This window comes from Xenorhabdus indica (genome assembly GCF_014467235.1).
Classification (GTDB): domain Bacteria; phylum Pseudomonadota; class Gammaproteobacteria; order Enterobacterales; family Enterobacteriaceae; genus Xenorhabdus; species Xenorhabdus indica.
In genome coordinates this window covers 233,892-252,475 of the sequence record NZ_NKHP01000002.1, presented here as the reverse complement: position 1 = coordinate 252,475, position 18,584 = coordinate 233,892, and the positions used below count along the sequence as shown (strand labels likewise).

Genomic DNA, 18,584 nt, shown 5'->3' with positions numbered 1-18,584 from the left:
TAGCCGGAAGTGGTATCCGGTGAACCGAAAAACGGAGAAACGGCGTGATGGATATCGTATTTATTGAACAATTAAGCGTCATTACTACCATTGGCGTATATGATTGGGAACAAACAATTAAGCAAAAGCTGGTGTTTGATATCGAAATAGGTTGGGACAATAAACGTGCAGCTTCCAGTGATGATGTTGAGTACTGTCTGGACTATGCCAAAGTCAGTGAAACAGTGATCCGGCATGTGGAAAATCAGCGATTTGCTTTAGTTGAACGTGTGGCAGAAGAAGTGGCTGATATTTTGCTGGAGCAGTTTAAGGCGCCGTGGGTCAGAATTAAAGTCAGTAAACCAGGCGCAGTAGCACAAGCAAAAAGTGTGGGTGTCATGATTGAACGCAGAGCGAATTAATGCTGATTTTGTTGCCAGTTAGTAATGGCGAGTTGGCGTTGTCGCTCTAACTCTGTACGGATTTCAGCCCCCTGAAAACCACGGGCAATGATCTGTTGAACATTAACCTGACTGGCAATCGCAAAGGCTTCCCGCAAATATTTTTCAGGTGGATAAACAGACGTTTTTAGCCCTGTACAGGCAAAAGCATCGGCTTTGCTACAGACAGCTAATTGCTCGATACGTTGAGGTTTTCGCCACGCGTCAATGGTATTGAACAGTATTAGCAATTTTTCTGCCGATAATTGTTCAGCAGTATGTACCCAGTCATAATATTGCGCCACGATACCGGCAAGGTCACGTGCTGAATTAGGTATGCGTAACCGTTCGCACATCTGCTTAATCTGTTTGTTTCCGGTGTGAGTGCAAAGTGAGGCGAAGCGGATATCGATATCAGTGCTCAGTTGAGTGGATATTTGCAGGATATTCAGAGAATGAATCCCCATATCCTTCGTCATAGAAGTCACACCAAACAGATTATCGATTTCAGGGAAAAGAAGCGCCAGAGCACCACAATCACGTAAGACCTGGAAATAAACGTGGGGAGATTGTGAGGCGAGTGCTTTTTCAGTTTCCCGCCAAACCCGTTCAGGGGTTAACGATGATAACTCACCGCTCGCTGTCATTGCAGAGATCAGTGTTTGCGTTTCTTTCGCAATGGAAAAGCCTAAATGAGCAAATCGGGCAGCAAAACGTGCCAGACGCAGTACACGTAGTGGGTCTTCTGAAAACGCTTCCGAAACATGACGCAGGATACGATATTTAAGATCTTCTGTACCGTGATAAGGGTCGATCAATTCGCCTTCAGGAGTTTGTGCAATGGCATTAATGGTCAGATCCCGACGTAACAGATCTTCTTCCAAAGTAACATCGGGAGCCGAGTAACAGGTAAAGCCGGTATACCCCTGACCGGATTTTCTCTCTGTCCGTGCCAGCGCATATTCTTCATGCGTATTGGGATGCAGAAAAACCGGAAAATCTTTTCCAACCTGTTGGTATCCCTGAGATAACAGCTCTTGCGGGCTGCCACCAACGACAACCCAGTCTCTTTCTGTAATCGGCAGATCCAGCAGTTGATCACGAACGGCACCACCAACCAAATAAACTTTCACTCTAGTGTCCTTAAACTTACCGCCTTTAAATCAGCTCATCCAACGATCTTTGCGTTTACGACGTGGAACGATATGTGGCAGTACAAGACCTAACAATAAGCCAATACCTGCAACTGCACCCCCATACATGAACCACTGCAAAATAATGGCTCTTTGCTTATCATCCAGTTGTAAGTTGGCAATTTCGACTTTTTTCTCCGCTACAGTCAACTTGCTCTGGAGCTTTGCATTCTCTGTTTTTAAATCATTGATGATTTTATCGCTGGCCGCCACTTTGTTCTGCATTTCTGCGGTGCGTTGATTCCAGCTATTATCAATATTAGCCAATTGTTCGGTCAGAGTTTTGATCTTCTGCTCCATGGCGGGAATGCGTTCACGCAGGCTAGGAATAGCGCTGAGCTCACTGGTTAAGATCCAGCTTGTACGCCCTTTGTTATCCCTTACTTGTGAATAGCCATTCTCTGATTTTGGATTGACCAGAATAACCTCAGCACCGGCATTTAATGAACCCATAATGCGATGTTGATTACTGGGGCCGCTGCGAATGTAAGCTGATAATTCATCAGAGACGTAACGTTTTTCCTCAGCATACACGGATAATGGAAGTGTAAGACCGAGTAATAAAATAAGTAATCGATGTAATTTTTGCATTCTGTCTTCTACTGTTTTTGGTGTATGGGTTACAAACTGATAGGGTTGCAAACTGATAGTAAAGAGTAAAGTTTGCGGGTGCAATCAGTAAACCAGAATGAATCCTCATTTAACTGACCGAATACAGGCATTGTTAGCGTTTTTTTGCCGGAGTAATACGATTACTTGGCGATGTCACACAATTCTTATTGAGATAACACAGCCATTGTTGAAATAACACAATCATTGTTGAGATAACACACAGTTGTGGTTTATTTTTCCTGTTCCTGAAAAAGTGGTGGTTAGGATTAAACATGATCCGCCCTGTGTTAATTGAGAGAGAAAAAATATGCGTTCTATAGAGGTAGAGTTGAAACTGTCTGTAAAACCCGAAACGATATTGGCAATTCGTCACCAGTTGTTTCAGCTTCCTAATCATTACACGTCACCACAACATTTAACTAATATTTACTTTGAAACACAGAATAATCAATTGCGCCGTTGGGATATGGGATTACGTATCCGTGGTTTTGATGAACAGTATGAGATGACTATCAAAACAGCGGGGCGAGTTATCGGAGGTCTCCATCAGCGGCCGGAATTTAATGTTCCTCTTCCGCAGCCAGAACTGGATTTAGCTCGCTTTCCTGCTGAAATCTGGCCTGAGAATACTGACCTTACCCGATTGCAGGCTCAATTGACTGAGTTGTTCAGTACAAATTTTTGCCGTGAAAAATGGGTTGTGAATTATGGCCAGAGTGAAATTGAAGTTGTGTTGGATCAGGGGGAAATCCGGGCTGGAGAGAGAACCTCGCCAATTTGTGAGTTTGAACTGGAGTTGAAAACAGGCAATGTGTCAGATGTGTTGTTATTAGCAGATGAACTGGCAATACAGGGTGGCTTGCGGTTGGCGAACAAGAGTAAAGCTGCGCGGGGATATGCTCTTGCCAGTCATAAATCTCCTGCCAAGTGGGAGGAAGGAAAAACAACTGAAACACTCGAATGGCAGCAACCGTTATCTGTTCTTCTTGCCGGAATTCTGGAGCAGTGGCAGGCGCAGGAAGAAGAGTGGCTGGCAGGAATAGCCGCAGGAAAAACAGGATTAGAACAGACTCTGGAATGGGTAAAACTTCTGACTGAAAAGCAAGGAGCAACGGTTCCGGCACTGGGTTTATTATCTGAATTAAAAGAGGCGCTTTCTACCGATGATGCAGAAGTATTGTGTTACAGCGCAAAATGGTTGCAATGCAAATTGGCGTTGACTCAGTGGTTGATGGCTCAATAACAATTAAAAAAGGGAAACCTGACTTATGTTGCCACTTTCATCAATTTTAACTCAACGATTACAACAGGTTATTGCGAATTTCCAGCAAGCGACAGAAACAACAGAAGTCTTTGCACCTCATGAACAGGCAGCATTGATACTGAGTGATTTTGTCGCAGAAAACATACTGTCACATCCTGCATGGTTGGTTGAAATGCGTCAGAATCCCCCTCAGCCTGATGAGTGGCAACACTACGCAGATTGGTTGAATCAGACTTTGTCAGTGGTTGGTGATGAAAATTCACTGATGCGGGCTCTGCGTCTTTTTCGTCACAAGATGCTGGTGAGAATCGCATGGTTGCAAGCGCTGCAAATAAGCACGACAGAGCAAACGCTGCAACAGTTAAGTGTGTTAGCTGAAAGTTTGATTATCGCTGCCCGCGATTGGTTGTATCGGCATTGTTGTCAGGATTGGGGAACACCGACTGATCAAGCGGGTGTAACGCAGCCGTTGTTGATCCTTGGCATGGGGAAATTGGGAGGAGGAGAACTTAATTTTTCCTCTGATATCGATCTGATTTTTGCGTATCCAGAAAATGGGGTGACACAAGGTGGTCGCCGCGAGATGGATAACTCCCAGTTTTTTACCCGATTGGGTCAGAAACTTATCAAGGTATTGGATCAACAGACGGTGGATGGTTTTGTTTATCGTGTTGATATGCGATTACGTCCGTTTGGTGACAGTGGGCCATTGGTGTTCAGCTTTCCGGCGCTGGAGGATTATTATCAGGAACAGGGACGGGACTGGGAGCGTTACGCTTTGATAAAGGCCCGGATTTTGGGGCCTGATGATCAGGCATATTGTTATGAACTACGTCAAATGTTGAGGCCATTTATATTTCGTCGTTACATTGATTTCAGCGTGATCCAATCTTTACGCAATATGAAAGGCATGATTGAACGGGAAGTGCGCCGACGGGGTTTAAAAGACAATATTAAACTGGGGGCGGGAGGGATACGGGAAATTGAATTTATCACGCAGGTATTTCAATTGATTCGTGGAGGTCGAGAACCCAGCCTGCAATCCCGCTCATTATTACTGACACTGAAATCCATCGAAACATTGGCGTTATTGACGCCAGAGCAGGTCAGGAAACTGGAAGAAAGTTACCTGTTTTTGCGTCGGTTGGAGAATCTGCTGCAATCTATTCGTGATCAACAGACACAAACTTTACCGGAAAATGAACTGGATCGTGCCCGTTTATCCTGGGGCATGGGATTTGCTGACTGGAATGAATTAGTCGTGGAAGCAGCAAAAAAAATGTCTGCTGTCCGGGACATTTTTCAGCACCTGATAGGAGATGAAGCGGAAGAAAATAATGAGGAAGCTGCACATGTACCGTTTAAAAGTTTATGGCAGGAAAGCCTGAACAGGGATGAACTGATGGTGCTTGTTCCTCATCTGAATGAGTCTGAAGCCCAAAAAATGCTCGATATGGTTGCATTGTTACGTCACGACATCAGTAAACGCACCATTGGCCCACGGGGGCGTGATGTGCTGGATCATTTGATGCCACGCCTTTTGGTAAAGATCGCGACAAAGAAAAGGGGGGCAAGGGAAGATACAAATACTGTGTTGGAGCGGGTTATTCCTTTGCTGCTCAGTATTGTCAGCCGAACCACTTATCTGGAGCTGATGCTGGAATCAGAACAGGTGATGACCCACGTTATCCGTCTGTGTGCCGCTTCTCCGATGATTGCCAGCCAGCTTAGTCGTCATCCTTTATTATTAGATGAATTACTCGATCCTACCTCGCTGTACGAGCCTTTGCCCCTGGAGGCTTATCGGGATGAACTGTATCAATATTTATTGCGCATCCCGGAAGATGATGAAGAACAATTGCTGGAGGCGTTGAGGCAATTCAAACAGGCGCAATTATTACGGATAGCCGCAGAAGATATAGCAGGAGCTCTGCCGATTATGAAAGTCAGTGATCACCTGACTTATCTGGCAGAAGCGATTATCGGTGCGGTAGTCCAACAGGCCTGGCATCAGATGGTAAAACGTTATGGTGTACCGACGCATTTATCTCAGCGTCAGGGGCTTGGTTTTGCCATTATTGGTTATGGTAAATTGGGCGGTTGGGAACTGGGTTATGGTTCTGATTTGGATCTGGTATTTTTACTGGATTGTCCGATGGGTGTAATGACTGATGGTGCTCGTTCTATTGATGCCCGTCAATTCTATTTGCGTCTTGCTCAGCGCATTATTCACTTGTTCAGTACCCGAACAGCGTCGGGTGTGTTGTATGAAGTTGATGCCCGTTTGCGTCCGTCCGGTGAATCAGGGATGTTGGTCAGTACTCTTGAGGCTTTTGATGATTATCAGAAAAACGAAGCGTGGACGTGGGAACATCAGGCACTGATTCGGGCCCGTATGGTATTTGGCGATGAAAAAATGCGGGCGGATTTTGAACGCATTCGTCGGGAAACCTTATGTATGCCGCGTGATCCTGATCTACTGCGTCAGCAGGTACGTGAGATGCGCGAAAAAATGTACCGACATTTGGGAAGTCATCAACATGACCAGTTTGATATTAAAGCCGATCCCGGTGGGATCACTGATATTGAATTTATCGCTCAATATCAGGTACTGCGTTATGCACAGGAAAATGCCAAATTGACCCGCTGGTCTGATAATGTTCGCATTTTTGAACTCATGGCTGAACACAATATTATGGATAAACAGGAAGCAGTGGCATTAACACAGGCTTATATCAGTTTGCGCAATGAACTGCATCATCTTACTTTGCAGGCGTTATCCAATCGTGTCTCTGTTGAACGTTTCAGCCAGCAGAAAACACGGGTACACAATAGCTGGCAGAAGTGGCTTGGTGCTAATCGGGCAGAATAAACCAGAGAGGAATAGGCTTTTTCTGAGGTTCTTGCTGGTATTTAGGTTGGTTATGGTAATATCCGCAACAATTTATTTTGATATTTGGAGCATGGGATGAACGTAGCACTCCCTGATTTTCACCGCGCAGGTGTTTTGGTTGTTGGCGATGTCATGTTAGATCGTTATTGGTACGGCCCAACCAGCCGCATTTCACCGGAAGCTCCGGTTCCTGTCGTTAAGGTCGATACCATTGAGGAGCGTCCGGGAGGAGCGGCTAACGTCGCCATGAATATCGCGTCACTGGGTGCCCACTCACATTTAGTGGGATTGACGGGTATTGATGATGCTGCGCGGGCATTGAGCGAAAAACTCAGCAGCGTAAAAGTTCAGTGTGATTTTGTTCCTGTGGCAACGCATCCAACCATCACGAAGCTACGTATTTTATCCCGTAATCAGCAACTGATCCGTCTGGATTTTGAAGAAGGGTTCCAGAACGTAGACGCACAGCCAATGTTGGAAAAAATCCAGCAATCCTTGCCAAATATCGGAGCGCTGGTGCTTTCAGATTATGCCAAGGGAGCGTTGAATCAGGTTCAGGCAATGATTAAATTGGCGAATGAAGCAGGTGTTCCTGTTTTGATCGACCCCAAAGGCAACGACTTTGAACGTTACCGTGGTGCAACATTATTGACACCAAATATGTCAGAATTTGAAGCTGTGGTTGGTCATTGCAAAGATGATGACGAGCTGGTACAGAAAGGCACGCAACTGGTGCAGGATCTGGAGCTGAAAGCCCTGTTGATCACCCGCTCTGAACGAGGCATGAGCCTGCTATGTGTGGGACAGCCACCGCTGCATTTACCAACGCAGGCACAAGAAGTTTTTGATGTAACGGGGGCTGGTGACACAGTGATTGGTGTTTTGGCAGCGGCAATCGCAGCAGGAAAGCCATTGGCGGAGGCCTGTTATCTTGCTAACGCAGCCGCCGGGGTCGTGGTTGGAAAATTGGGAACATCTACTGTGTCTCAGGTAGAGCTGGAAAACGCAGTACGCGGTCGTGCAGAAACGGGCTTTGGTGTGATGGATGAATCACGTCTGAAAGAAGTCGTCGAACAGGCGCGTCAGCGCGGTGAGCGTATTGTGATGACTAATGGTTGTTTTGATATTCTTCATGCGGGTCATGTATCTTATTTGTCCAATGCTCGTAAACTGGGCGATCGTCTGATCGTGGCAGTGAACAGTGATGCTTCAACCAAGCGCCTGAAAGGGAAAACACGTCCAGTGAATCCACTGGAACAACGGATGCTCGTATTGTCTGCGCTGGAATCGGTGGATTGGGTCGTGGCATTTGAAGAAGATACACCACAGCGCTTAATTGCGGGAATTTTGCCTGATATTCTGGTCAAAGGCGGGGATTATAAGCCAGAAGAGATTGCCGGTAGCAAAGAAGTCTGGGCTGCTGGTGGAGAAGTGAAGGTATTAAACTTTGAAGATGGGATCTCAACGACCAACATCATCAAAATAATTAAAAATCAGTAAGATTACCCGCATCATAATGCCGTTATGTTCCTTTCGTTATTTAATTTATGACATAAACGGCATTGCCTGAATAAGCAGGAGAATTGTCTCTTGTAGCAATTCTCCTCAATACCGTTATTCCGCTTTCTTTTCAGCACTTGGTTGTTGGCTTTCGAGACGGGCTTCCAGTTCACTCAGGCGCTGTTCCATACTAACCAATTTTTCACGAGTACGCAGTAATACCTGAGTCTGGATATCAAACTCTTCACGATTGACGAGATCCAGTTTACTCAGTTGGGATTGCAATATAGTACGCAATTTCTTCTCTACATCATCACCGAACTCTTTTACGCCTTTCGGCATAGCACTGTGGATCTGGCGGGCAATTTGTTCAATTTTTTTGGGATCGAGCATGATGATCATCCTTTTAATGGCTGCGCTGTTTAAATGACAGGGCTGTTAAATGAATAACAAAACAGTGTGTTGTTGCTATTTTAATACCTGATGACAAAAGCACAATTGATTGAGAGATCGGTTTTATATTTGCTTTTGTCGATTGCTCTGATGAATTATAAACGTTATAGTCAAATTGTTTATCTCAGGGCAGGGTGAAAGTCCCTACCGGCGGTAAAGTGAAATGACTTTTGGTGATTTCATGAAGCCCGCGAGCGCTCTGTTTGTCATTATCCTTTTTTGATAGAAACGTGTTGTCAAAAATTGGTTGTCAGAAACTAATTTTCGTAACTGATTATCATAACAACTGAGGATAAAACAGAGGTCAGCAGATCCAGTGTGATTCTGGAGCCGACGGTGATAGTCCGGATGGGAGAGAATAACAGTATCAACCGGGCGCTTGCGCTCGTCTGTTGTTTTTATTGCTGTATTTTTAAGCAATATCAACTCCTCAAAATCGCCCTGATTCTGGTAATCCATACATTTTAAAAGAGGTTTTTTTACCATGAATCAGACGCTACTTTCTTCTTATGGTACGCCATTTGAACGTGTCGAACGTGCGATAGCTGCTTTGCGTGCAGGCCATGGTGTAATGGTACTGGACGATGAAAATCGTGAAAATGAAGGTGATATGATTTTCGTTGCCGAAACTATGACTGTGGAACAAATGGCATTAACTATCCGTCATGGCAGCGGGATTGTGTGTCTTTGTATGACGGAAAAACGCCGTCAGCAATTGCAGTTACCTATGATGGTCGAAAACAACTCCAGCCAATATCAGACAGCTTTCACTGTCACTATTGAAGCTGCACAGGGAGTAACAACCGGCGTTTCTGCCGCAGATCGTATTACTACCATTCGTGCAGCCATAGCTGATGGCGCGCAACCGAATGATCTGAATCGCCCTGGGCATGTTTTCCCTCTGCGGGCACAGAATGGGGGGGTGTTAACCCGCCGTGGCCATACCGAAGCGACGATTGATTTGATGAAACTCGCGGGTTTCAAACCAGCCGGGGTGCTGTGTGAACTGACAAACGATGATGGCTCAATGGCCAGAGCGCCTGAGGTTATTAAGTTTGCAAAACAGCACGATATGCCAGTGGTCACCATTGACGATCTGGTTGATTATCGTATTAAGATGGAAAAAGCGGTTAGCTGACTCAGCATAGTTGTTTTTTTCTACTGAAATTGCCTTCCAACTAGCATGGAATACCCCATAATTCTCAATACACAGCCAATAAAACTGCAAATTGACGGATGAGGGGTAAAAATAGTTCGGCATAAAGGGTCGGACGGGGTAGAATATATCAGTTATATCGCATGTACGCTTGTAAGGCCGCAGTCCACACCCTGTGGCCTTTCAGTATTTTTGAAGTGCTCCATTATTTTTTGATTGGTCACATTCAAGGACGAAGCTTCATAATCTTGCCATAATTTTTTTGTCATTATCATAACTATCATGTTTGATTTGCCGCATGAGGGACGAAAATGAGTCTCCTGAGAATACCCGCATTATTCATTGGTCATGGTAGTCCAGTGAATGCCATTGAAGACAACTGTTATTCACGTTCCTGGTTCGAATTGGGACAAAAGTTACCCACACCAAGGGCAATTCTGGTGATTTCTGCGCATTGGTATACAAATGGCACTGCTGTGACAGCAATGGCCCAACCAAGAACTATCCATGATTTTGGCAACTTTCCCAGAGAGTTACATGAGAAACAATATCCAGCGAAAGGTTTTCCTGAACTGGCTGTATTGGTACAGGATATTCTTGAACCCATTGAGGTCGAAACGGATTTTGAAGAATGGGGTTTAGATCACGGCTCCTGGGGAATATTAGCTAAAATGTATCCTGATGCGGCTATTCCTGTTATCCAACTGAGTATAGATCGTAATCAATCCACTTCTTTCTATTATGAGATGGGTAAGAAATTATCTATGCTCCGTGATGAAGGCGTTATGATCATAGGAAGCGGGAATGTCGTGCATAATCAGCTTGCAGAGCAGTTGGGAGCTGAGCCTTATTCGTGGGCTCTGTCTTTTGAACAGTTTGTGCGCGAAAATTTGACCAGCCTTGAGGAACCACATCCTTTATTGCAGGCTCTGGACAGAGAAGATGGTAAGTTATCTCACCCGACATCAGAACACTTTCTGCCACTTTTCTATGTGTTGGGAACATGGGATAAAAAAGAGCCAATTTCGACGCCTGTTGAAGGTATTGAAGACGGCTCTTTGAGTATGTTGACAATCCAATTTGGATAAATAACTTAATCCAGAATAATGTGCGGGTAGAAACGGGACAGATCTTGTGTGATTAATTCACGATCTTCACGAATACAGATACCCGCCGCTTGATCATTGACTAACCAGCTACCTACCAGCGCATGACTATCGCCGAATTTCGGCAGGGAATGGAACTGCTGAACGATCATACCTTCTTCACCATATGGGCCATCGGCGTTGGCAATTTCCCGGCCATTTTCGATAATACGAATATTGGCTCCTTCACGGGAGAAGAAAGGCTTAATTACATAGCTGTTCATCTCTGCCGGACGTTCATCGGCAAAATAAGCAGGCAACAGATTTGGGTGATCTGGGAACATTTTCCACAGCATTGGCAGTAACGCCTTGTTGGAAATAATGCTCTTCCATGCAGGCTCTAGCCAACGGACTCCCGCATCAGCCAATTTGGTCGAGAAGATTTCACGCAGCATGAATTCCCACGGATACAGCTTAAACAGATTGCTGATCACTTGATCCTGCAAATCCGTAAACTGCCCCTTTTCGCCAAGCCCAATTTCCTCAATAAACAGGAATTCCGTTGCCATACCCGCTTCTGAAGCACAATCCTGTAGATATTGGATTGTGCCACGATCCTCTTCACTATCCTGACAACAGGCCATATGCAGCAGGCCAAACCCGTGTTTTTCACGTAACAGTTCAAAACGCTCAATCAATTTTTCTTGCAAGCTATTGAACTGATCTGCATTTGAGGGCAGATTGCCGGCATTCATCTGGTCTTCCAGCCAGATCCATTGGAAGAAAGCAGACTCATACAGCGATGTCGGGGTATCTGCATTGTTTTCCAGTAATTTTGGTGGATTCTGGCCATCATAGACTAAATCCAGGCGGGAATAGAGTGAAGGTTGGCTGGTTACCCATGAAGAACGGACAAATTCCCAACAATGCTTAGGGATCTGAAATTTAGTCAGCAGTTCTTCATTGTTGACGACTTTTTCCACAACCTGCAAACACATCTGATGCAGTTCTTCGGTGACGCCTTCAATTTCTTCAATCTGGCTCAGACTGAATTGATAATAAGCCTCTTCACTCCAGTAGGGTTGACCATACATGGTGTGGAAATTGAAACCATATTCTGTTGCTTTTTCGCGCCAGTCCGGGCGCTCATTAATATTAATGCGTTTCATCTTTATTTAATCACTCACCTTGACTTAACCGCCCATTGAACGGGAAGAGCTGGAGCTTGAACCAGCAGATGAACGCTGCATACTGGATTGTTTTGCTACTGTATCACCGAACCCACCACGCGTAATGGTCGATGTGGTTGCTGGTTTTGGTGCCATTGCTGTTTTGGGTACAGACATGGTACGACCGCCAGCCGTAGCCGGGCCATAACTCTTACCTGTTGCATCAACAAACTTGCCATTAGCCGGGCTACTGGCAGATTTTGATGAGAACAGCGGTTGTGAAGGAGCTGAGTTTCCGCCCATCAAACGACCCATCATGTAGCCTGCCATCAACGGCATCCAGAAGCTACCGCTGCTGCTTTGTGCCTGAGCCTGATTACCAACACCGGCCTGTGCGGGGGCCTGAGTACATTGTTGTTCACCAAACTCAGCAACACAGTCTTCACGGGTTGCGTATTTCGGTGCCGTTTTTTCCGCTTCTTTCAGGGCGTTGTTATAAGCGATAGTGCATTGTTCACTTTGAGAAGGATTTGCCTTGGAACACTCATCGGCATTGGTATAAAGCGATACCGTTTCATCGTTCTGTTCACAGGCAGAAAGCATGAAAACCGCACTGACAGCGAGTGCCACAGGTGCAAGACGATAATTTCGCCATGCTTTACGAAAATTATCACGGTTAATCTCTTTTGTCCGTTTCATTGTCATAGGGGGCATCCATCTTAAAGGTATCAGATTAAGAGCGAATCCCACCAATGATGCGCAATGGGACGGCTCCTGGGGATCTTATTAAAAAATAGCCCACACAACGGCGGGCTGCTTTATTAGTATAGCGTCTTTAATATAACGTTTTTTAATTGAAAACGATAGCGCATTAATTCATCGAATTGATGGCGTTTTCATCTCTTTAATAATACTGCTAGCGGAAGTTGGAACCTGTGCACCTAACAGGTTATTCAGTGCCGCCAGATCCTCTTCACTTAAAGTACCGCGGGCCTGCTGATTAATTAACAGATTGAGCAGATAATCATAACGTACTTTAGAGAGTCTCCGCTTTGTCTCGTACAGCTTAGAGGTGGAATTCAGTACATCAACGATGGTACGGGTTCCTACATGATAACCGGCCTCTGTGGAGTGTAATGAGCTTTCGGCAGAGAGCACAGCTTGTTTGTTAGCTTCAATACTACTGATAGAGGCCGCAATATTATTGGTAGAAGAACGTACATCCTGAATTACTTTGCGGTAAGTATTTTCCAGTTCTTGGCTACTGGCGACAAAATCGTATTTGGCCTGTTCAACTTGAGAACGGGTTGCTCCGCCATTATAAAGTGGCAGATTTAAGGATACACCGACAGAATTGCTTCCAGAATATTGATTGCTGTATTCTCCATTACGGTAATGTTTATTACCGACCCCTGTACTTGCCGTTAATTTGATGGTTGGCATGTAGCCAGTCTGTGCGTCTTTAATTTGCTCGCGTTTCAAATCTTGCGTCAAACGTGCGGATAACAAGCTCAGATTGCGGGCTTCAGCTTCTTTTAGTATAACTTCGGCAGGTTCTGGCTTATTTGTCTTGAAGCGTTCAACATTTAATGAAGCCAACTGTGGATAATAAACTCCGGTAATCAGACGTAATTTTTCCAGAGAATTGTCCAGGTCGTTACGATCAGAAACTTCCTGTGCCAGAATGGTGTCATATTGGGCACGGGAGTTCTGCACGTCAGTAATGGCGGCCAGCCCTACATTGAAGCGTTGAGTTGTTTGATCTAATTGTCGATACAGTGAGGCTTTCTGGGCGTCGGTATAAGTCAGAGAATCAATCTTACTCAGAACATCAAAATAGGCGTTGGCAGTATCCAGAATTAATTGTTGCTGGGTTTTTTGGTAAGTAATATCGGCAATTCCTGCATTCTTTTCAGCCTGACTCAGTTTGTTCCATGTGGACATATTAAAAATTGTCTGGCTCAGAGTTAAGTCTGCATTAGTACCATAGTTTTCTTGTTTGTTCTTGCGAAAATTTTTGCCATAGTTAACTCCCGCCCCCAGTTCTAATTGAGGTAACAAAGGACTACGGGCTATATTAATTCCTTCAAAAACCGAATTGCGGTCAGCCAGTGCCTTAAGCAATTCAGGATTAGTTTCTTTTGCCTGTTTGTAAATTTGCAATAGATCTTCTGCATGGCTTGAGGTACTGAAACCTACCAGATTTATAGCGATAAAAAGAGATAGCAATTTTTTCATTTGCGTTCCTTGTTGTGCAGCTATTTTGCCTAATTTGCCTCTGCATAAAAAACAATATTACAGATTCTAGCAGAGAATACTTGCAGGATAGGGTGGCTGTTTGTGCCATATTGCCTTATTTTCTGGTCTGTTTGTATCTTCAAAACGAATTTATTTAGACCAATATGACAAAATACATTTTAATAATAGATAAATAAAAGATAACAATCAGGAGTCTTTATGCGTGAAGATTTTGCCTCACCGCTTGTTTCTGCAAAATCCCTATCGTCTAAAAAACCACGTACTTTTACAAAACAAGATGTTGAAGTTATTTCCCGCAAGCCGCTCTATCGTGGTTTTTTTAAAATGACGGAATATCAATTCAGACACCGTCTGTTTTGTGGAGGATGGAGTGAACCCATTAAACGTGAAGTGTTTGAGCGAGGGCATGCAGGCGTTTTGTTACCTTATGATCCGATACGTGATGAAGTGGTTCTGATTGAACAAATCCGCATTCCGGCAATTGAAACCAGTCAAACGCCGTGGTTACTGGAAGTGATTGCAGGCATGATCGAAGAAGGGGAAGTTGCCGAACAGGTTGTTCGCCGTGAGGCGATGGAGGAAGCGGGTATTGAGGTCAAACGTTGTCAACCAGCATTGAGTTACCTTTCAAGCCCCGGAGGAACAACAGAGCGTATGCATATTTTTGTTGGGGAGGTCGATTCTTCTACTGCTTTTGGTATTCATGGTCTGGAAGGTGAAAATGAAGATATCCGGGTGCTGACTGTCAGTCGTGAACAGGCTTACCAATGGGTAGAAGAGGGAATTATCGATAATGCGGCTTCCGTTATTGCAATACAGTGGCTGACGTTGCACCATGAAAAACTCAAAAAAGCGTGGTTGGAGAGATAATCTCTCATTTGTCTTGGGAAACGCGAAGTGTGCCCCAGTCAGCAGATCTTATGTGAAAAAGCACGTTAGAATAATCCCCTATGATCGACAGGAAAAGGAAACCATTTGGAAAGCCTGCTTGAAATACCTGTGGCAAAAGGCGCCACAGCAAGAATATTGCAAATCACCGACATGCACCTTTTCGCCAATAAAGGTGACTCACTGCTAGGCGTTAATACCTATCGCAGTTATCATGCTGTGCTGGATGCGATCCTTGAGCAGAATCTCGATCTCGATTTGGTAGTTGTTACAGGTGATTTGGTTCAGGATCAAACTATCGGTGCTTATCAACATTTTGTTGAAGGCGTTGCCCGTTTGCCTGCCCCTTGCGTTTGGTTACCTGGTAATCATGATTATCAGCCTGCGATGGTTGATGTACTGACAGCAGCGGGGCTCCCTCTTTCTAAGCAAATATTCATTGGTCAACACTGGCAATTAATCATGCTGGATAGTCAAGTGCAGGGAGTTCCTCATGGTGAATTAACGGATTACCAGCTTGAGTGGATGACAAAATGTCTGGATGAGCACAGTGATCGTTATGCGATTGTCATGTTGCACCACCATCCTGTACTATCGGGTTGCACCTGGTTGGATCAACACTGTTTACGTAATGCTCCTGCATTAGCAGAATTCTTGAAAAATAAACCGCAGGTGAAAACAATACTGTGTGGGCATATTCATCAGGAGCTGGATGAGATGTGGAATGGTATTCGTGTTATGGCGACGCCATCAACTTGTGTGCAATTTAAACCACATTGTACTAATTTTATGCTTGATACAGTGGCCCCGGGTTGGCGTTATCTTGAATTGTCTGTGACTGGCGAGGGAGAAGCGAAATTGCAAACGCAGCTTCACAGGCTCAAGAATAATGCATTTTGCCCGGATTTAGATTCGGACGGGTATTAATGTCAACGTTACTTTATCTACATGGTTTTAACAGTTCGCCACAATCAGAGAAAGCCAATACGCTGAAAACATGGCTGCACCAACAGCATCCTGAAATAGATATGTTGGTGCCACAATTACCCCCTTATCCTGAAGATGCAGCCGCCTTGCTGGAAGAACTGGTAATAAGTCGTGCCGGGGAACAGATTGGTTTGGTCGGTTCTTCACTCGGTGGCTATCTGGCTATTTGGCTTTCACAATGTTTTGGCCTGCCAGCCGTAGTCGTCAATCCTGCGGTTCGTCCATTCGATATTCTTCAGGAGTATCTCGGGGAAAACGTAAACCCCTATACCAAAGAGCGGTATGCTCTTGAACAAAGCCACATCTATGATCTCAAAGTGATGCACATTGACCCGTTGGAGTCACCGGATCTTATCTGGTTATTGCAACAAACCGGGGATGAAGTGCTGGATTACCGTCAGGCAGTTGCATACCTGATGCAGTGCAGGCAGACGGTCGAATCAGGTGGGAATCATGCTTTTATTGGTTTCGAATACTATTTTCCTCAAATTATTGACTTCTTGGGGCTAACCAGTGGCGATAGTAAAAAAATTGCCAAAAACAAGTAAGTGACTGGTATTATCAACAGTATCTACCCAATGGATTTTCGGGTGAGGCCGCAACCCATAAATCGGTAACCCAGGAAACGCAGGGTAATCAATACTGATTGACCCTCTTTAAATCATGAAGCAACCGACAGAATTACAACATGACTCAATCTAGTTATAACGCAGAGGCCATTGAAGTCCTCAGTGGCCTGGAGCCAGTTCGTCGTCGTCCAGGAATGTATACCGACACAGCCCGCCCGAATCATCTGGCACAGGAAGTGATCGATAATAGTGTGGACGAAGCGCTAGCTGGTCACGCGAAGCATATTGAAGTGATCCTCCACAGCGATCAGTCTCTGGAAGTGATAGATGATGGCCGTGGTATGCCGGTTGATATCCATCCTGAAGAAAAAGTATCCGCAGTTGAGTTGATCCTGACCCGTCTGCATGCAGGTGGCAAATTTTCCAATAAAAACTACCAATTTTCCGGTGGATTGCATGGCGTGGGGATTTCAGTAGTTAATGCTCTGTCCAAACGAGTCGAAGTGACCGTTCGTCGTAACAGCCAGGTTCATCAGATCGCTTTTGAAAATGGCGATAAGGTACAGGAGCTGGAAGTTATCGGGAGCTGCGGAAAACGTAATACAGGCACCAGTGTTCATTTCTGGCCGGATGAAAGTTATTTCGATACTCCTCGCTTCTCGACTTCGCGCTTGACCCACCTTCTGAAAGCAAAGGCGGTCTTGTGTCCGGGCGTGGAGATTGTCTTTAAGGACAATCTGTCAGGAACAGCACAAAAATGGTGTTATGCCGATGGTCTGACAGATTACTTGCTGGAAGCCGTCAATGGGCTGGTGACATTACCACAATCGCCATTTGTGGGCACTCTCAGCGGTGAAACTGAAGCGGTTGACTGGGCATTGCTCTGGCTGCCTGAAGGTGGCGAGTTGTTGGGAGAAAGCTATGTTAACCTGATCCCGACGATACAAGGTGGAACCCATGTCAATGGCTTGCGTCAAGGGTTGTTGGATGCAATGCGTGAGTTCTGTGAATTCCGCAATATACTGCCTCGCGGTGTTAAACTTTCCGCAGATGATATCTGGGATCGCTGTGCCTACGTGTTATCCCTCAAAATGCAGGACCCACAATTTGCTGGACAGACCAAAGAGCGTTTATCATCGCGCCAGTCTGCGGCCTTTGTTTCCGGTGTTGTCAAAGATGCTTTCAGTCTGTGGCTGAACCAGCATATTCAGGAAGCTGAACAACTGGCTGAAATGGCAATTGCCAGTGCACAGCGCCGTATGCGTGCAGCAAAGAAAGTCGTGCGTAAAAAACTGACCAACGGCCCTGCACTGCCGGGTAAACTGGCAGACTGTACGTCACAGGATCTAAATGTCACTGAACTGTTTCTGGTAGAAGGGGATTCCGCAGGTGGTTCTGCCAAACAAGCCCGTGATCGTGAGTTTCAGGCGATTATGCCTCTGCGTGGTAAGATCCTGAATACATGGGAAGTCTCTTCAGATGAGGTACTGGCTTCACAGGAAGTGCATGATATTTCCGTAGCCATCGGTATTGATCCTGACAGTGAAGATATCAGCCAACTACGTTACGGTAAAATTTGTATTCTGGCGGATGCGGATTCTGACGGCTTGCATATTGCAACACTTTTGTGCGCTTTGTTTGTCCGCCATTTCCCGACATTAGTAAAACGTGGTCATGTTTATATGGCAATGCCACCATTGTATCGCATTGACCTTGGTAAAGAGGTGCACTATGCGCTGGATGCAGGTGAAAAGAGCGCGATATTAGACCGCCTGAGCCGCAAGCGTGGCAAACCGAATGTTCAGCGCTTCAAAGGGTTAGGTGAAATGAACCCAATGCAATTACGTGAAACCACATTAGACCCCAATACTCGCCGTCTGGTGCAATTGACTATCAACGATGAGAATTATCAGGAAACCCTCTCTGTTATGGATATGCTTCTGGCAAAAAAACGCTCGGAAGATCGCCGTAATTGGTTGCAAGAAAAGGGTGATGCCATCGAGATTGAGTTATAGCGCAACCCGGTTATAACGCATTTAGTTATAACATTGCTTGGTTATAACACTTCTTGGTTATAACACAGTTTGTGTAACACAACTTTAGGTGTAACCAACATCAGGTGTAACCAACAGAAGCA

The 18,584-nt window shown here is 45.1% G+C and carries 16 protein-coding genes and 1 riboswitch; of the genes, 10 read left to right on the top strand and 6 right to left on the bottom strand.

Annotated features, from left to right (window positions below):
• The first annotated feature begins 47 nt into the window (after window positions 1–47).
• Window positions 48–401, top strand: a complete 354-nt coding sequence (gene folB / locus Xind_RS02745; protein WP_156115322.1) for a bifunctional dihydroneopterin aldolase/7,8-dihydroneopterin epimerase — start codon at window positions 48–50, stop codon at window positions 399–401.
• Here the strand turns inward: folB and Xind_RS02740 are convergent.
• Both Xind_RS02740 and Xind_RS02735 read right to left on the bottom strand, forming a co-directional pair.
• Window positions 398–1,552 carry a multifunctional CCA addition/repair protein gene (locus Xind_RS02740; RefSeq protein ID WP_187649416.1) on the bottom strand — a complete coding sequence of 385 codons (1,155 nt, stop codon included), beginning with the start codon at window positions 1,550–1,552 and terminating at the stop codon, window positions 398–400. The genes folB and Xind_RS02740 overlap by 4 nt on opposite strands.
• A gap of 30 nt (window positions 1,553–1,582) precedes the next feature.
• On the bottom strand, window positions 1,583–2,203 hold the full coding sequence (locus Xind_RS02735; protein WP_047679285.1) for a TIGR04211 family SH3 domain-containing protein: 621 nt from the start codon (window positions 2,201–2,203) through the stop codon (window positions 1,583–1,585).
• A 328-nt stretch (window positions 2,204–2,531) separates the two neighbouring features.
• On the opposite strand from Xind_RS02735, the gene Xind_RS02730 reads away from it, so the two are divergent.
• The 3 genes from Xind_RS02730 (at window position 2,532) to hldE (ending at window position 7,881) form a co-directional block, all read left to right on the top strand.
• On the top strand, window positions 2,532–3,467 hold the full coding sequence (locus Xind_RS02730; protein WP_047679287.1) for a CYTH domain-containing protein: 936 nt from the start codon (window positions 2,532–2,534) through the stop codon (window positions 3,465–3,467).
• A 25-nt stretch (window positions 3,468–3,492) separates the two neighbouring features.
• Window positions 3,493–6,360, top strand: coding sequence for a bifunctional [glutamate--ammonia ligase]-adenylyl-L-tyrosine phosphorylase/[glutamate--ammonia-ligase] adenylyltransferase (gene glnE, locus Xind_RS02725; protein WP_047679289.1), 2,868 nt, complete (start codon window positions 3,493–3,495; stop codon window positions 6,358–6,360).
• A gap of 96 nt (window positions 6,361–6,456) precedes the next feature.
• A complete protein-coding gene (gene hldE, locus Xind_RS02720; protein WP_047679291.1) occupies window positions 6,457–7,881 on the top strand; it encodes a bifunctional D-glycero-beta-D-manno-heptose-7-phosphate kinase/D-glycero-beta-D-manno-heptose 1-phosphate adenylyltransferase HldE in 1,425 nt (474 codons plus the stop codon).
• Between the two features lie 114 nt (window positions 7,882–7,995).
• Here the strand turns inward: hldE and ubiK are convergent, their stop codons facing one another.
• Entirely contained in the window at window positions 7,996–8,274 is a 279-nt protein-coding gene (gene ubiK, locus Xind_RS02715) for a ubiquinone biosynthesis accessory factor UbiK (protein ID WP_047679293.1), read from the bottom strand.
• 176 nt (window positions 8,275–8,450) lie between these two features.
• Window positions 8,451–8,698, top strand: a riboswitch (FMN riboswitch).
• Between the two features lie 120 nt (window positions 8,699–8,818).
• Here ubiK and ribB point away from each other — a divergent pair.
• Window positions 8,819–9,472 (top strand): 3,4-dihydroxy-2-butanone-4-phosphate synthase, encoded by a 654-nt coding sequence (ribB, locus tag Xind_RS02710; protein ID WP_047679297.1) that lies wholly within the window; start codon window positions 8,819–8,821, stop codon window positions 9,470–9,472.
• Window positions 9,473–9,801: 329 nt separating this feature from the next.
• Window positions 9,802–10,578: a 4,5-DOPA-extradiol-dioxygenase gene (gene ygiD, locus Xind_RS02705; RefSeq protein WP_047679299.1), complete on the top strand. Its 777-nt coding sequence runs from the start codon at window positions 9,802–9,804 to the stop codon at window positions 10,576–10,578.
• A 5-nt stretch (window positions 10,579–10,583) separates the two neighbouring features.
• Here ygiD and Xind_RS02700 read toward each other — a convergent pair whose 3' ends face one another.
• The 3 genes from Xind_RS02700 to tolC form a co-directional block, all read right to left on the bottom strand.
• Window positions 10,584–11,744, bottom strand: coding sequence for a glutathionylspermidine synthase family protein (locus Xind_RS02700; RefSeq protein WP_047679301.1), 1,161 nt, complete (start codon window positions 11,742–11,744; stop codon window positions 10,584–10,586).
• Window positions 11,745–11,768: 24 nt separating this feature from the next.
• Window positions 11,769–12,449, bottom strand: a complete 681-nt coding sequence (locus Xind_RS02695; RefSeq protein ID WP_047679303.1) for a DUF1190 family protein — start codon at window positions 12,447–12,449, stop codon at window positions 11,769–11,771.
• Between the two features lie 171 nt (window positions 12,450–12,620).
• Window positions 12,621–13,982, bottom strand: a complete 1,362-nt coding sequence (tolC, locus tag Xind_RS02690) for an outer membrane channel protein TolC (RefSeq protein ID WP_047679305.1) — start codon at window positions 13,980–13,982, stop codon at window positions 12,621–12,623.
• A gap of 219 nt (window positions 13,983–14,201) precedes the next feature.
• Here tolC and nudF point away from each other — a divergent pair, with 219 nt between their 5' ends.
• The 4 genes from nudF to parE all read left to right on the top strand — a co-directional run bounded on the left by nudF (window position 14,202) and on the right by parE (window position 18,462).
• Window positions 14,202–14,873: an ADP-ribose diphosphatase gene (gene nudF / locus Xind_RS02685; RefSeq protein ID WP_187649415.1), complete on the top strand. Its 672-nt coding sequence runs from the start codon at window positions 14,202–14,204 to the stop codon at window positions 14,871–14,873.
• 105 nt (window positions 14,874–14,978) lie between these two features.
• Entirely contained in the window at window positions 14,979–15,818 is an 840-nt protein-coding gene (gene cpdA, locus Xind_RS02680) for a 3',5'-cyclic-AMP phosphodiesterase (protein ID WP_187649414.1), read from the top strand.
• Window positions 15,818–16,426 carry an esterase YqiA gene (gene yqiA, locus Xind_RS02675; RefSeq protein ID WP_187649413.1) on the top strand — a complete coding sequence of 203 codons (609 nt, stop codon included), beginning with the start codon at window positions 15,818–15,820 and terminating at the stop codon, window positions 16,424–16,426. The genes cpdA and yqiA overlap by 1 nt, the downstream gene beginning before the upstream one ends.
• A 140-nt stretch (window positions 16,427–16,566) precedes the next feature.
• Window positions 16,567–18,462 carry a DNA topoisomerase IV subunit B gene (parE, locus tag Xind_RS02670; RefSeq protein ID WP_047679313.1) on the top strand — a complete coding sequence of 632 codons (1,896 nt, stop codon included), beginning with the start codon at window positions 16,567–16,569 and terminating at the stop codon, window positions 18,460–18,462.
• The last annotated feature ends 122 nt before the right edge of the window (window positions 18,463–18,584 follow it).

Bases quoted from the DNA above. Each gene is read 5' to 3' on its own strand.
- folB (WP_156115322.1), top strand. From the start codon at position 48: ATGGATATCGTATTTATTGAACAATTAAGCGTCATTACTACCATTGGC.
- Xind_RS02735 (WP_047679285.1), bottom strand. From the start codon at position 2,203: ATGCAAAAATTACATCGATTACTTATTTTATTACTCGGTCTTACACTT.
- Xind_RS02730 (WP_047679287.1), top strand. From the start codon at position 2,532: ATGCGTTCTATAGAGGTAGAGTTGAAACTGTCTGTAAAACCCGAAACG.
- glnE (WP_047679289.1), top strand. From the start codon at position 3,493: ATGTTGCCACTTTCATCAATTTTAACTCAACGATTACAACAGGTTATT.
- hldE (WP_047679291.1), top strand. From the start codon at position 6,457: ATGAACGTAGCACTCCCTGATTTTCACCGCGCAGGTGTTTTGGTTGTT.
- ubiK (WP_047679293.1), bottom strand. From the start codon at position 8,274: ATGCTCGATCCCAAAAAAATTGAACAAATTGCCCGCCAGATCCACAGT.
- ribB (WP_047679297.1), top strand. From the start codon at position 8,819: ATGAATCAGACGCTACTTTCTTCTTATGGTACGCCATTTGAACGTGTC.
- ygiD (WP_047679299.1), top strand. From the start codon at position 9,802: ATGAGTCTCCTGAGAATACCCGCATTATTCATTGGTCATGGTAGTCCA.
- Xind_RS02700 (WP_047679301.1), bottom strand. From the start codon at position 11,744: ATGAAACGCATTAATATTAATGAGCGCCCGGACTGGCGCGAAAAAGCA.
- Xind_RS02695 (WP_047679303.1), bottom strand. From the start codon at position 12,449: ATGACAATGAAACGGACAAAAGAGATTAACCGTGATAATTTTCGTAAA.
- tolC (WP_047679305.1), bottom strand. From the start codon at position 13,982: ATGAAAAAATTGCTATCTCTTTTTATCGCTATAAATCTGGTAGGTTTC.
- nudF (WP_187649415.1), top strand. From the start codon at position 14,202: ATGCGTGAAGATTTTGCCTCACCGCTTGTTTCTGCAAAATCCCTATCG.
- yqiA (WP_187649413.1), top strand. From the start codon at position 15,818: ATGTCAACGTTACTTTATCTACATGGTTTTAACAGTTCGCCACAATCA.
- parE (WP_047679313.1), top strand. From the start codon at position 16,567: ATGACTCAATCTAGTTATAACGCAGAGGCCATTGAAGTCCTCAGTGGC.